This is a genomic window from Geminocystis sp. M7585_C2015_104 (assembly GCA_015295805.1).
Lineage (GTDB): Bacteria > Cyanobacteriota > Cyanobacteriia > Cyanobacteriales > Cyanobacteriaceae > DVEF01.
In genome coordinates, this window is record DVEF01000108.1 from 57325 (window position 1) to 71609 (window position 14285).

A 14285-nucleotide genomic window follows, 5' to 3' on the forward strand; every position below is an offset into this window, starting at 1 on the left:
AGCCAGTAGCAACTATGGGAAAAATCATTGGAATCGATTTGGGCACCACCAACTCCTGCGTCGCCTTCTTGGAAGGGGGCAAACCCATGGTAATCCCAAACCAGGAGGGGGCCAGGACTACTCCTAGTATCGTCGCCTTTGGCAAAAATAACCAACGGCTGGTAGGACAACTGGCCAAGCGACAAGCCGTCACCAACGCCGAAAATACCATCTACAGCATCAAACGCTTTATCGGCTTGCGATGGGATGAAACAGAAGAAGAAAGAAAACGGGTTACCTACAAGTGTGTTCGCGGGAAAGACAACACTGTCAATGTGGAAGTGATGGGGAAACAATACACCCCCCAAGAAATCTCCGCTATGATTCTCCAAAAACTCAAAACCGATGCCGAAACCTTCTTGGGAGAAGAGGTAACCCAGGCAGTAATCACCGTACCAGCCTATTTCACCGACGCCCAACGACAAGCCACTAAAGACGCCGGCACCATCGCCGGTCTGGAAGTGTTAAGAATCATTAACGAACCGACGGCGGCAGCCTTGGCCTACGGGTTGGACAAACAAAGTCAAGAACAATTCGTCCTGGTATACGACTTGGGTGGTGGCACCTTCGATGTTTCCATTCTCCAGATAGGCAATGGGATTTTTGAAGTTATCGCTACCGCCGGCAACAACCAGTTGGGAGGCGACGACTTCGATGCGGAAATCGTTAAGTGGCTGATTGAACAGTTTAAACAACAAGAGGGGATTGACCTGAGCACCGACAAAATGGCACTCCAGCGGCTGCGGGAAGCGGCAGAAAAGGCTAAAATCGAACTGTCTAACCTCACAGAAACCCCCATCAACCTCCCCTTCATCACCGCCGACGAAAGTGGCCCTAAACACCTAGAAGTAGAACTAACTAGGGCCAAACTAGAAGAGCTGATCGGGCACTTGGTAAGAAAAACCATTGAGCCCATGGAACAGGCCCTAAGAGACTCAGAATTGTCCAAGGACAAAATTAGCCGTGTGCTGCTGGTGGGGGGTAGTACCCGCATCCCAATGGTAAGAAGACTTATCGAAGAATATTTTGGTGGAGCAGTCCCCATAGATCGCTCCGTCAACCCCGACGAGGCTGTGGCCCTAGGGGCAGCACTCCAAGGGGGTATCCTCGGCGGTGAAGTACGCGACCTTCTCTTGTTGGACGTAGTGCCGCTGTCACTAGGCGTAGAGACAATGGGGGAAGTGTTCACCAAAATCATCGAAAGAAACACCACTATCCCCGTCAGCCGCACCCAGGTATTTTCCACTGCCGTGGACGGGCAAACCTCCGTTGAAATCCACGTGCTACAGGGGGAACGCCCCATGGCTAAAGACAACAAGAGTCTGGGCAAATTCCTTCTAACCGGCATCCCACCAGCACCCAGGGGCGTACCCCAGATAGAAGTCACCTTTGAGATAGACGTAGATGGCATCCTCAGGGTTTCCGCAAGGGACAAAGGCACTGGGCAAGAAAAAAGTATTGTTATCACTAATACTGGCGCCCTCAGCTCCGCAGAAATCGAGAGCATGAGAGAAGCCGCCCAGAAATACGCAGCCGAAGACCGTCGTCGTTTACAACTTGTCGAAATTAAGAGACAGCTGGATAGCTTGATGTATAGCTACCAGTTGATGTTAGAAAAAACCCCAGAAATAGTACCCCCCAGTATCCGCCGCGAAGTCCAAACCCGGGAAAAGGCTATCCTAGACGCCATCGAGGACTTTTCTATGCCCGTGGCGGAAGTGGAAAAAATGCTAGCCAGCTTCAGGGATTTGATTCTCAATATTGGCGCCCGCGCCTATGAGTCGGCCGCAGCACAAGATGCTACAGAAGTAGGTGAACAGCCTCCCCGCGAATCCACCACTTATGAGCCTCTGGATGAAGACGATGAATTCAAGAGTATTGAACAAGAAATCCTTACCGGTTTAAGTCAAATCTCTGAAGAGCCCATCAATGTAGAATTTGACTATGACAAGGATGAAACCATCACCGGCGACTATGAAGCAGTAGATTAGTTTGTCAGTTGCCCCTTTCTTATCAACTCCCCTGCCTTCGTTGCCCCCACCGGTGGCGAATACAGGTAGCCTTGTCCATAATGACAGCGAATCCTCTTTAAAATCTCCTGTTGTGTCTCCGTCTCAATCCCTTCCGCTATTACCTCCAGTGACAGGTTATGTGCTAAGTTCACAATAGCTTCCACAATGGGATTAGAAGATGAAGGATGGCTCAAAGGTTGGATAAAACCCTTGTCTATCTTCAAACAGTTAAACGGCAAATGGTGCAGGTAACTCAAAGAAGAATAACCAGTGCCAAAATCATCTAAACATATTTGTAGTTTCCTGGCTTGGATTTCTTCCAAAACGGCCTTGGCATGTTCGTAGTCTTTTACTAATACGCTCTCGGTGATTTCCAGTTTTAAAAGCCGAGGATCTACCCCCGTGGAATTGATAATTAGGTCAATCTCCTCCAGTAGATGGGGATGAAATAACTGTTTGCCGGAGACATTGATAGAAACAAACAGACCATAGTGGGGATATTCAGACTGCCAGAGGAAAGCCTGTTTTGCCGCCTCGGAGAAAATCCAATTGCCAAGGGTGACAATTAACCCCGTCTCCTCCGCAATGGGAATAAAATCCATCGGCGAAACAAAACCGTGAGTCGGATTATGCCAACGAATCAAAGCCTCAAACCCGGCAATTCTCCCCGTCTGCAAGTTGACAATGGGTTGATAGTATAATTCAAATTCCCCATTTTCTAACCCCCTCAACAACGACGATTCTAAAGTCAGTCTTTTTAGCAAGTCTTTATGCATTGCCGGCTTGAATATCTGGTAACAGTTGCCCCCCTTCTCCTTCGCATGATGTACAGCAATGTCTGCATCCCTTATCATTTCTTCTGCCGTCTCATGGCCACTATAACTGGTTGTAATTCCTACACTTACAGTCGACATTACCCTCTGCCCCTCAAACTCCGCATCTACAAAACAGTTAGAGACAATCTTTTGGGCAACATACTCCACTTCTTTTTCTGAATTTATATCTGGCAGAAATACAATAAACTCATCTCCACTAAAACGGGCTACCGTATCCTTCCCGGCAACACATCTTACTAGGTTATCAGCAATTAATGTTAACAATTCATCCCCAATTCTGTGCCCAAAACTATCATTTACCTTCTTGAAATTGTCCACATCCACCAACAAAACCGCACAAAATTGTTGAGGGTCTTCTTTGTTTAATTTTAAAAACTGTTTGATACGATCTAACAAGAGAAAACGATTGGGTAAGCCCGTTAGTTTGTCATAGAAAGCGTCATAGAACATCTGTTGTTCCATTATTTTTATATCAGAAATGTCCAAAATTTGTTGGATGAACTGAATAATTCTCCCCTCCTTGTTTCTCAAAGCCGTAATGTTAACTCTGGTATGAATCACACAGCCATTGCTTGCTAAAAAACGTCTCTCTTGACGGTATTGCTCCAAACACTCTGTGATAATTTTATGCTTGTATAAATGACATTTCTCCTTGTCTTCGGGATGACAAATACTCAGTTCATTCTTAGACAGCAATTCCTCCGAAGGATACCTCAGCAACTCGCAGAGAGAATTATTAACTTGAATAATTTGGCCATCTAAATTGGTAATCATCATGCCAGTGGGGGCAAGTTCAAATATGAGTCTAAATTCTTCTTCACTCTTCTCCAGGGCTTTTTGAGCATTCCTTCTAGTAGTAATGTCTGTAATTATGCCGTCAATTCTTAATTCTTTCCCCTCATTGTCATAAATTACTGTCGCCCTGTCTCTCACATACTTTCTTGTGCCATCTTCCAGGATTATCTCATACTCTATATCATGACTTTTTTCTCCCCCTCCTAACAAAGAAGTACTGAAGAGGTTGGCATACATTTCTTTCACCTTCTCCCTCTCCTTCGGACTTACTAAATCTAACCAGTATGTCCTCTTCTGAAAAATTCTACTCAGGGGCACATGGAATAATTTTTCCGCTGCTTGGTTTATGTATATTATTTGTAAAGTTTGGGGATGAATCGACCAAATTACATCATCCAGAGACTCAATAATACTATTGAGTCTTTCCCTACTTTCTCTCAAAGCAATACTAATTTGTTCGTTTTCTAACTCCCTTTCCTCACTGACAACAATATGTTTTACAGTATTAACTACAGAATCTAGCAAACTATTTTGGATTTCAAAGTTAGGCTTACTTTTGAGGCAAAATAAATGCAAAACCATGGCGTATTCTCCATTAATTTCTATGGGGAAACCCCAATATACACCCCCGGGCAAATCTAGGATTTTAGATTCCAGAAATATATCTTTGTTCGCCTCTTCTAGGGAAGAAATCATCCTTTTGTTGGCAATAGCTTTGGCAGTAAAATAACTGAGAAAACATTGAACACGAGGGGAAAATTCTTTTTGAGAATCCCTACTGTATCCGGCAATAATATTACATTTTTGTCCTAACAACTCCGAAAGAATAATCAAGTCGAAATGGCAAATGTCTGCTATCTTTTCAAAATAAAACTCTAGGATTTCCCGTAAGCTGTATTCCCTCATCTGGTTAAGCTGACTAATCAAGTTTAACTGGGCATTTACTGCCTGCAACTCCTCCTTTTGCCTCAGAAAGTTTTCTTTTAGTAAATACTCCTCTGTATAATCGTAAATAAGAAGGACTAATCTCCTGATATCTTGGAGAGAGATAGGAAAAATTTTGACTTCATTCCAGCCTTGGCTACCGTCTAAATCTACCTCTACAATCCGTCTTACACACTCTCCACCAGTAGACTCAATTAGTTGTCGGTATTGATTAGTAAGGGAATGACTAAACTTTTTCCCCTTTTCATTACACCAAACTAAAGAATAGGGAGGACTTGCATCGGTTATAATAACCCCAATATTATCCTGTTCAATTGCTTTTTGGCACAGGGTGAATATTTGTCTCTCAACCAGTTTGTCTATTTCCAGTTGGACAATTTTCACCAACCTGCTGATATTTTCTATTACCCTTTCGTTGATATTCCTTATGTCTCTGCTATAAAACCCAAGGATGTTTACATCACCACTAGTTTTTCCCTCAGTATAAAACAGAAAATTAACTCCCAGGGGAAACTTATAAAACAACCCCAGCCTCCCAATTATTTCACTTTCATAGTCTAAAACATAATTGCTGTTATTGGGAATATTATTCCACAAGTGGACAAGAGTTTTCAAACCCTTATCTATGGAGATAAAAATGCCTTCTGTTTCCTGCCAATGGCCAGAATGGGAAAAGATATAAAGACGTTTTCCTTCGGCTAACCCATAAGAAAAATAACACAAATCAAGATTATACTCATTGACGACTAATTCACAGGCATGCCGGAGAAATTCTAGAATGTCATTATCCCTATTGAGGCAATGGAAAACTGATAGTAAAAACCTGTCATCAGAATATTTGAGTCTCAACTCCTCCAAGATTCTCTCCAACTCCAAAACTCTATTTTTATAGTCAGTAACCGTTGCGACAGACACATAGTTTTTTTTAAAAAACCTTACAAGGTAAACAAGCCCAATGGCCAGGGAAGAAAATAAAAAGAAAACCAACAAAGAAGTAGGAGAAACACTCACCATCTTGACGGAGATATAAAGCTAAAATCCACGGGGAATAATAAAATTGAAAATATTAATTCTTCCTACTAGTAAGATACGGATTACACCCGGCATTGATGCAAAAAAAACCCAGGGAAAACATGGAGACAAACCGACCATTAAAAGAATCATTGATGCCACCGGCCTCTACTACTATTTTAGCTAATGGAGGAAAACAAGTGGGTTAAAGTGACAAATCTTGATAAATTTAATTATTCTGTGGATTGTTACTCCTTTCCATTGTCCATCTATGAGTAAAAAAACAGTTTGTATTACGATGGGTACACGGCCGGAAGCAATAAAACTAGCGCCGGTGATAAGATGTTTTCAAAGGGAGAAGGATTTAGAGACAAAGGTAATTTTAACAGGACAACATAGGGAAATGGTGACCCAGGTGATGGAATTATTTGGTTTGAAGGCAGATGCAGACTTGGAGATAATGCAAACAAAACAAAGCCTAGTAGACATCACCTGTAGAAGTTTGAGGGGATTGGAGAAGATATATAAGGAGATAAAACCGCAATTAGTCATCACCCAGGGAGACACCACCACAGCCTTTGCCGCCAGTCTTGGTGCATTCTATCATAAAATTCCCGTGGCGCATGTGGAGGCAGGATTACGCACAGACGACATTTATAATCCCTTTCCCGAGGAAGCCAACCGTCGTCTGATTTCTCAAATTGCCCAATTGCACTTTGCCCCCACCATGATAGCAGTAGACAATCTCAAAAAATCCGGGGTAACAGGGGAAATTCATTTAACAGGCAATACAGTCATAGACGCCTTATTATCAGTGGCTGCCAATAATCCCGCCTGCGACATTCCCGGATTAGATTGGTCTCAATACAGAGTATTACTTGTGACGGTACACAGAAGAGAAAATTGGGGAAAACCGCTAATGGATATTTTGCGGGGTTTAGAGATGATTCTCAACCGCCATAAGGATGTGGCCATTCTTCTCCCCCTACATCGTAATCCCATTGTCCGTGAGCCTATTATACAATACCTGGGTAATCATGAAAGAGTATTTTTAACCGAGCCCCTAGATTACGAACAATTAGTAGGTGCAATTAAGCGTTGTTTTTTCCTTTTAACTGACTCTGGTGGTTTACAAGAAGAAGCCCCCAGTTTAGGAAAACCAGTCTTGGTTTTACGAGAAACAACGGAAAGGCCAGAAGCAATTTTAGCTGGGACTGCTAAACTAGTTGGCACAAACCCTGATAAAATTCTGGAGACAGCCTCAGAGTTGTTATCCGATGAAGGCAAATACAGGATAATGGCAGAGGCAATTAATCCTTTCGGGGATGGTAAAGCCAGTGAGAGAATACTAGAAATTGTCAAGAAATATCTCAGTCAAGTCTCATAAACAATTGCCCTCTCCTGGTAGACAATTTCCGACTCCAATTCTCTGAAAATGCGGTAGTAATAAACCAATTCTTCTTCCGGGAATTTTTCTGGTAATTGGATAGCCATAATCTTAGAGAGGAAATCTCTTCTGACGGCACAGTTGCCCATTTGTAGCCAGATTTCCTCCAATATGTCTCGTTTTCTTTCCCAGAAATAACGATTTTTAGACTTGATTTTGCCCACGACAATATTGGTAGAGGGGTTAGAGAAAGGGGAGAGTATTTCCCTTAACCATTCTGACACCGGCTTATAGTTGGCCCTAAGAAAAACAACAACATGCGCCCCCGCCTCTTCCAGGGTTTTTCTTGTCTCTAATAATAGCACGTCCCTCCCACCTACTGTTAAGAGTTTATGGGGGCGACTGGGGAGAATTACCAAAGAGAAATTGGGTAAAAAATCAGACAATTACTCCTCCTATTTTTGTTTAGAAGGTATGAGAATTAAACGCCTGCCTCTCATTATGAATTGTAATTGTTGTCCCTCCTCGGTAGCGGTGGCATTAGAATTACTTTCCGCGGGGTTTCCAGCCCGAATAGAGGATTGATTTTGGGGCTGACTTGGGGTTAGATTGTTAGGGGGGGCACTAGTGGCACTGGGGGGGAAAGGAGGGGAGGTAGATTGAGGGTTGGGAGGTTGGGCATTTGGGGATTGGGTTGTGGGGGAAGAAACAGCAGTTTTTTTACACAGAGACTCCAGATTGATGCGACGGCCACTGGAATCAATTAGATAACAGGAGGGATTAGCAGAAACAAGAGTATCCCCCAGGGAAAAAAGGGCAAAACCGGAAACAATTAAGAAAAAACCACGGAAGGTTGTTGAATTGTTATTCATGGTGCTATCTTAAAAATAGAGCCTTTGTATCCATTATAGGGGATGGGTTAATAGGTTTTGCGGGGATGAAAATCTGGACAATTAATGGCTGATTCCGTATTAGCAATTTTGGGATTAACAGGGCATTTTAAGTGGAAATTGTAGGTGAAATACTGGCAACTAGTACAGGGTATTTGATGCATTTTTTGAGCGCGCTTATGGACATAGGCAATAAGAGAAATTACCTGCCAAAGCAGTAAGAGGAATAGGCCCCAGGCGGCGAGGGAGTAAAAGGGTTTGAGATAGGGGTTGTATTGTTCCAAAAATTGTCTGATAAGGGGTAACATTCTCCTATTTCCCAGTAAACCCAATTGATATTTTAAGACAGGTAGGAATAGGAAAAAACAAAAAAGCCCCAACAGGGGCCGCCAAAATAAGAGTTTAATAGAATTAAACAGTGGCTAGGGTTTTGCCAATACTATCCCTTAGGATAGCGGCTTTATCGGTACGTTCCCAAGGCAAATCCAAATCTAACCGGCCAAAATGGCCATATACAGCCACATCCTGGTAGAAACGGCCATTTCTTTCTGCCGGCAACCTATTCAAGTTGAAGTGTCTGATAATACCTGCAGGGCGCAAATCGAAATTAGCCTTAACCAACTCCAACAGTTTCTCTTCTGAAATCTTTGCAGTACCAAAAGTTTCAATAAAGATACTTACAGGATGGGCGACACCGATGGCGTAGCTAACCTGTACTTCACACTTAGTGGCCAAGCCGGCAGCGACAATGTTTTTGGCGACGTAACGACAGGCGTAGGAAGCACTGCGATCGACTTTAGTGGGATCTTTTCCAGAAAAGGCGCCACCGCCATGACGGGAATAGCCACCGTAGGTGTCAATGATGATTTTACGGCCTGTCAAACCAGAATCCCCCTGAGGGCCACCGATAACAAACTTGCCGGTGGGATTGAGTAGGAAACGGGTATTGGCGGTGGGTTTGAGGGGCAACTCGGCAAAGACAGGATTAATTACTGTTTCCTGGATAGCCTCCCTCAGAATGGCCTGAATCTTGTTGTTATCGGTTATGTTGTCAATACATTCCTTGTGTTGGGTAGATATGAGGATGGTATCGATACCCACAGGCTTATCATCCTCATAGGCAATGGTAACCTGAGTTTTGCCATCTGGGCCAAGGAAGGGCAATTCTCCGGATTTGCGCACCAATGCCAAACGACGGGCCAGACGATGGGCTATACTGATAGGCATGGGCATCAGTTCCGGAGTCTCATTACAAGCGAAACCGAACATAATACCCTGATCCCCGGCGCCGATGGCATCCAATTCATCATCGCTATGGGATTCTCTCACTTCTTGGGCAACATTGACGCCCTGGGCAATGTCAGGGGATTGTTCATCCAATGCTACCAAGACAGCACAGCTATTGGCAGAAAAGCCATTGCTAGCATCAGTATAGCCTATTTCGGCAATTTTATTCCTGGCCAGTTGGACATAGTTTACTTGTGCTTTGGTAGAGATTTCACCGGTGATTAAAACCAAGCCGGTGTTAACCACTACCTCCGCCGCCACTCTACTGGATGGATCTTGGGTGAGTAGAGCGTCTAGAATAGTATCAGAGATTTGGTCACAAATTTTGTCAGGGTGTCCTTCTGTTACCGATTCTGAGGTAAATAAGTAGCTGCGGGTCAATTTTTCTTCTCCTATTGGCAACAACTACCAATATTCTATGATATAATTTACTCTTATTGTCATCAAATAGAATTGTGCGGCAGTTTGTCTTTAAGGTATCGTCTTGGCGGCTGGTTGTGGGTGGTAGGTGGGGTTATTAGTCTTTTTGCCTGTGGGAGGGGGGGGAAACAAACGGCTGATTTGATTCAGATTTCCCCAACAGAAAAACAAAGAGTCATCGCCACCATTTATAGTCAACAGGAAAAGTTGAATTTGTGTGAAAAAGAAAGGGATAAAGGCATTTCTCCGGAAGCCACAGAAGTCTACCCCTTAGACGGCGAAAAATATCTAGTAGAGATTCTATGTTTTATGGGGGCCTATCAGGGGAACTATCAATATTTATTGTTCTCCTCCCACAATTCTACCGTAAAAAAAATCAGTTTTACTACCTTCACAATGCAGTTAGAAAATCGGCGAATAACTGATAGTTTTACCCTTGTCGGCACTCCTCAATTTGAGCCGAAAATGAGGATTTTGTCAGTATACAGCCTAGCCAGGGGATTGGGGGATTGTGGGAGTTTTGCCCGTTATCGTTGGGATGGATTTGGGTTCAAACTGTTAGAATACAGGGGCAAATTTAAGTGTGATGGCAGGTATTCACCCCCCGAAGAGTACCCCCTAATTTACCCCTAGATAAAATAGACTTACGGGCCAGTTTCAACAATTTTATTGGCATTATAGACACCAGACTCTACTTTTGCCTGGGACTTTATTTATGCCGAATCCGAATCGAGATTAGTCTCTCATTGGCTTTCCCATCAACAACGGGAATTATTATGGGCAAAAAACAGGGGCTTATAACAAGTCTTTATGGGTAAATTTACGACGATTTTCAGCGTAATCGGCCACAATGTGTCCTTTTCCCCTTAGTTTATACTTATATGTTACCAAACCCTCTAGGCCCACAGGACCCCTTGGAGGCATTTTTTGGGTACTTATACCTACTTCGGCCCCAAAACCATAACGAAAACCATCGGCAAAACGGGTAGAACAGTTATGATAGACACCAGCAGAGTCTACTAGATTGAGGAATTTTTCAGCGTTTTCCTCCTTGTTGGTAACGATGGCATCAGTGTGTTTTGAGCCATAACGGTTAATATGGTCAATAGCCTCCATGAGACTATCTACCACCTTGACAGAAAGGATTAAGTCACAGTATTCCGTTTGCCAGTCTAACTCAGTAGCTTCCTCTGCCTCGATGATTTCCCTGGTAGCCGCATCTCCCCTAATAGTCACACCCTTTTCCCTCAAGGCGGCGGCGATGGGAGGTAGGAATTCTTTGGCGACGGCTTTGTGTATCAGTAGGGTTTCTATGGCGTTGCAGGCAGCGGGATATTGAGTCTTGGCATCCACGGTAATACTAACAGCCTGTTGCAAATCCGCCTCTGCGTCGATATAGAGATGACATATACCGTCAGCATGTCCAATAACAGGGATTTTAGTATTTTCCTGGACGTAGCGGACAAAGGAGTTGGAGCCACGGGGTATAATCAAGTCGATATACTTATCCAGGGATAAAAGGGCATTTATTTCTTCCCTGGTGGTTAACAATTGTACCGTTTTGGGGTTAATACCGGCAGTTTGAAGGGCATTTTGAATAATTTGGGTGAGGGTAGTGCAACTGTGGATAGCCTCTTTACCTCCCTTAAGAATAACAGCATTTCCCGACTTTATAGCCAAGGTGGCGATTTGGATTAGCGCTTCTGGTCGTGCTTCAAAAATAACACCTATTACCCCCAAGGGGCAGCTCACACGTTCTAAAATTAAATCTGTATCTAATTCCCTTTTTAGGGAGACATGGCCGAGAGGATCTGGTAGTCTAATTAAATCATGGATACCCTGAATAACACTCTTTAGTTTAGACTCTCCCAGTTGGAGACGGGCATATAAAGCCGGGGAGATAACACCAGCCGCGCTTTCACAGTCTTTTTGATTTGCTTTAAAAATTTCCCCCTGATGACGGGTTAAAGCTTCAGCGATAGCCAAGAGGGCGTTATTGCGGCATTCTTCAGAGGAATCAGCCAGTTGAGAGGCGGCTTTGCGACTTTCCTGGGCGATAGCGACTAAATCGGACATCATCTGACCATTATAGCCCAAATTAGCATGATGGTCATTGTAACAAAAAGTGGCCCTCTGTGGCGGTAAACTCTTATTATCCATCCCGTTGGCGAGGAGGTTTAGATAATGGCATTGTCACAGTGGGATTGTCTCTTAAAACACATTGGCGTATGGCAAGGCAGTTTTACCCAATTTTCCCCTACTGGCAAGATGGTAAAAGACACTCCCAGCCAGTTAACCCTTGCCTGTAGTGACGACAAACAGACTATTAGATTAACCCTACACCGTGAGAATTGCCAGCCTGTTGTCAGTGAGTTTACCCACCTCAATCGCAGTATTTTCCTGTTTGAGGATGGACATTTTGCCAAGGGCTCGCTACAATTTAGTCCCTATGCTGTTTTTGGGGCAGAATACGGTTTTATCAGGGGGGATAGACGTTGTCGTTTAGTACAATTGTATGATATCCATAGTCAACTGGAATCCGTCACTCTTATCAGAGAGTTTCGTCAGGGGGGTAACGGCAAGGAGAATCCTCCCCTCTCGGTAAAGAGTTTAGAGGGGGAATGGCAGGGGGAGGCTATTACCCTTTACCCTGACTGGCGAAACAGTAACCCCTATACCACCCATCTGCTGGTGAAGGTGGAGGGAGATAGGCTAAAACAAACTCTTACCACCCCCCAGACTAGTCTTACCAGTGAGGGAATTATTCAAGACAACACCATTACTTTTTGTGAGGGAAACCACCAGATACGAGTCTTGTTACTGCCAGACGGTGCTTCTTCTGTAACACCAGTGAAACTCCTACTCCATCAACCCTTCTTTTTGGAATTTGGCTGGTTAGTTACGGAAAATCTGCGACTGCGTTTAATAAGAAGATATGACTCCCAAGGCAGATGGCTTGATGTTACCCTTGTGAGGGAGAAAAAATTAATTTAATCTGCATTTTTTTGAATGGAAACCATCCCACCCGCGCCCAAGTATAATTCAGCCACTTGGGGATTATTTAATAAGTCAACTCCCCTCCCTTCTATGGCATTTCTTCCACTTTCCAATACATACCCTCTATGAGACATCATCAAAGCCTTTTTAGCATTTTGTTCTACTAATATAATGGCCTTTCCACTTTCATTAATAGCCTTAATCTGTTGGAAGACATCATTAACTAAAATAGGAGATAAAGCCGCTGACGGCTCGTCTAAAATAAGCAAATCTGGTTCCAACATCAACGCCCTCCCCATGGCCAACATTTGTCTTTCTCCTCCCGACAAAGTGCCAGCCTTTTGTTTTGCCCTCTCTTTTAATTTGGGGAACATGGTATATACTACGTCTTTTTGTCTTTGGGCACTTCCAGAGAGAATATATGCCCCCATTTCCAGGTTTTCTTCTACTGTTAGACTGGGGAAAACATTAACTATTTGAGGCACATAACACATACCTCGTTTTACTATTTCATTTGGCTTCAATCCGGCAATATTTTCCCCCTTAAATATAATCCTCCCCTCCCGGGGAGACAGGAGGCCAAAAATAGTTTTCGCCAGGGTAGATTTTCCGGCACCATTGGGGCCAATTACTGCCACCAATTCCCCGGAATCTATGCGAAAATTTACCCCCTGTAAAATATCTAATCCGTCAATGTAGCCCGCGTAAACGTTTTCCACTTCTAACAGAGAATTCATGGATTTTTCTATTTTTGCTACCAGTTTTTAACTCTTATTTTTGGGGGGAAATAGAAATCAAACAGGAGTTTTTTGCAATTCAGGACGTTCTTCTGGTACAATGGCACCCTCTACAGGACAGACCTGTATACAAATACCACAGTCAATACAAGTCTGGAAATCTATCCAATACCAATCAGTGCCCTTTATATTTTTACCAGGTCCAGGGTGAATACAGGCAACTGGACAGGCGGAAACACAGTCGGCAACACCCTCACAAATGTCGGTGACGATGGTGTGTGGCAAGGTTTCTCTCCCGATGAACTACACTTTACTTTTCGTGAAACAATTATACTGGAAGACAATTTGATTCTGCAATTGACGAGTAACGGCACAACTCCGAGTAATTCTTCTTGTTGTGACAGTTGGAAGGGAAGCCAAAACAATTGAGTTTGTTTGAAGAGACTTTCCCCCTATTACCCCCTACCCCAAGAAGAGTTTTCCATGAGTGTTGACTTTCTTTGTCAGTGGAAGCAACGTATCTTTAACTATTAACACCAACAGCGACAATTGTCTTCTAGACAGATTCCCCTCTCCCTAGTTACGTTTGTCATTTAAAGTAATAAAAAATTTAGATCCCTTTAGCCTTAAAACCCATACTGAGCAATTTTACCGTTTACCTCAGTAGGCTGGCTACAATTGTATGTATTTTATCTTAGACACCCACTTCTTTCTATTGCTGCTATGCAGGGGTAGACAAGTCACCACTGGGGGGTAGGGTTTAGGGGATAGGATGTAGGGTAAAGGGTGTAACACTTGTATTTATTCGTCTCCATCGCCAGTGTTCATTGCCAGTAACAATCAGAAGTGCATTTTACTGGGGTTTCTTCCCCAATGTCATCCCACAGCATCCCCATTCTCAGCACGGTCTATTATAGCTTATACTCTCA

General features: G+C 43.5%; 12 protein-coding genes. 4 read left to right on the forward strand and 8 right to left on the reverse strand.

All coding sequences use genetic code 11. From position 1 onward, the window contains the following. Positions 1-14 precede the first annotated feature (14 nt). The gene (gene dnaK / locus IGQ44_13180; GenBank protein ID HIK38928.1) at positions 15-2030 is read left to right on the forward strand and encodes a molecular chaperone DnaK; all 2016 of its coding nucleotides are present in this window, start codon (positions 15-17) and stop codon (positions 2028-2030) included. Here the strand turns inward: dnaK and IGQ44_13185 are convergent. Then, positions 2027-5542 carry an EAL domain-containing protein gene (locus IGQ44_13185; protein ID HIK38929.1) on the reverse strand — a complete coding sequence of 1172 codons (3516 nt, stop codon included), beginning with the start codon at positions 5540-5542 and terminating at the stop codon, positions 2027-2029. The two genes, dnaK and IGQ44_13185, sit on opposite strands and share 4 nt — an antisense overlap. A 367-nt stretch (positions 5543-5909) precedes the next feature. On the opposite strand from IGQ44_13185, the gene wecB reads away from it, so the two are divergent. Next, positions 5910-7025: a UDP-N-acetylglucosamine 2-epimerase (non-hydrolyzing) gene (gene wecB / locus IGQ44_13190; protein HIK38930.1), complete on the forward strand. Its 1116-nt coding sequence runs from the start codon at positions 5910-5912 to the stop codon at positions 7023-7025. Here the strand turns inward: wecB and IGQ44_13195 are convergent. The 4 genes from IGQ44_13195 to IGQ44_13210 form a co-directional block, all read right to left on the reverse strand. Continuing rightward, positions 7013-7471, reverse strand: a complete 459-nt coding sequence (locus tag IGQ44_13195) for a hypothetical protein (protein HIK38931.1) — start codon at positions 7469-7471, stop codon at positions 7013-7015. The two genes, wecB and IGQ44_13195, sit on opposite strands and share 13 nt — an antisense overlap. A 9-nt stretch (positions 7472-7480) precedes the next feature. Further along, positions 7481-7897, reverse strand: coding sequence for a hypothetical protein (locus IGQ44_13200; protein HIK38932.1), 417 nt, complete (start codon positions 7895-7897; stop codon positions 7481-7483). A 47-nt stretch (positions 7898-7944) separates the two neighbouring features. After that, positions 7945-8223, reverse strand: coding sequence for a hypothetical protein (locus IGQ44_13205; protein HIK38933.1), 279 nt, complete (start codon positions 8221-8223; stop codon positions 7945-7947). A gap of 103 nt (positions 8224-8326) precedes the next feature. Further along, positions 8327-9583 (reverse strand): methionine adenosyltransferase, encoded by a 1257-nt coding sequence (locus tag IGQ44_13210; GenBank protein ID HIK38934.1) that lies wholly within the window; start codon positions 9581-9583, stop codon positions 8327-8329. Between the two features lie 84 nt (positions 9584-9667). Between IGQ44_13210 and IGQ44_13215 the strand changes: the two genes are divergently transcribed. Further along, positions 9668-10255, forward strand: coding sequence for a DUF1176 domain-containing protein (locus IGQ44_13215; protein ID HIK38935.1), 588 nt, complete (start codon positions 9668-9670; stop codon positions 10253-10255). 162 nt (positions 10256-10417) lie between these two features. Here the strand turns inward: IGQ44_13215 and IGQ44_13220 are convergent, their stop codons facing one another. Next, on the reverse strand, positions 10418-11701 hold the full coding sequence (locus tag IGQ44_13220; GenBank protein ID HIK38936.1) for a glutamate-5-semialdehyde dehydrogenase: 1284 nt from the start codon (positions 11699-11701) through the stop codon (positions 10418-10420). Between the two features lie 105 nt (positions 11702-11806). Here IGQ44_13220 and IGQ44_13225 point away from each other — a divergent pair, with 105 nt between their 5' ends. Beyond that, positions 11807-12616 (forward strand): DUF3598 family protein, encoded by an 810-nt coding sequence (locus IGQ44_13225; GenBank protein ID HIK38937.1) that lies wholly within the window; start codon positions 11807-11809, stop codon positions 12614-12616. Here IGQ44_13225 and IGQ44_13230 read toward each other — a convergent pair. Next, positions 12613-13356, reverse strand: coding sequence for an ABC transporter ATP-binding protein (locus tag IGQ44_13230; GenBank protein ID HIK38938.1), 744 nt, complete (start codon positions 13354-13356; stop codon positions 12613-12615). The genes IGQ44_13225 and IGQ44_13230 overlap by 4 nt on opposite strands. A gap of 57 nt (positions 13357-13413) precedes the next feature. Then, positions 13414-13641 (reverse strand): 4Fe-4S dicluster domain-containing protein, encoded by a 228-nt coding sequence (locus tag IGQ44_13235; protein HIK38939.1) that lies wholly within the window; start codon positions 13639-13641, stop codon positions 13414-13416. Positions 13642-14285: the final 644 nt, after the last annotated feature.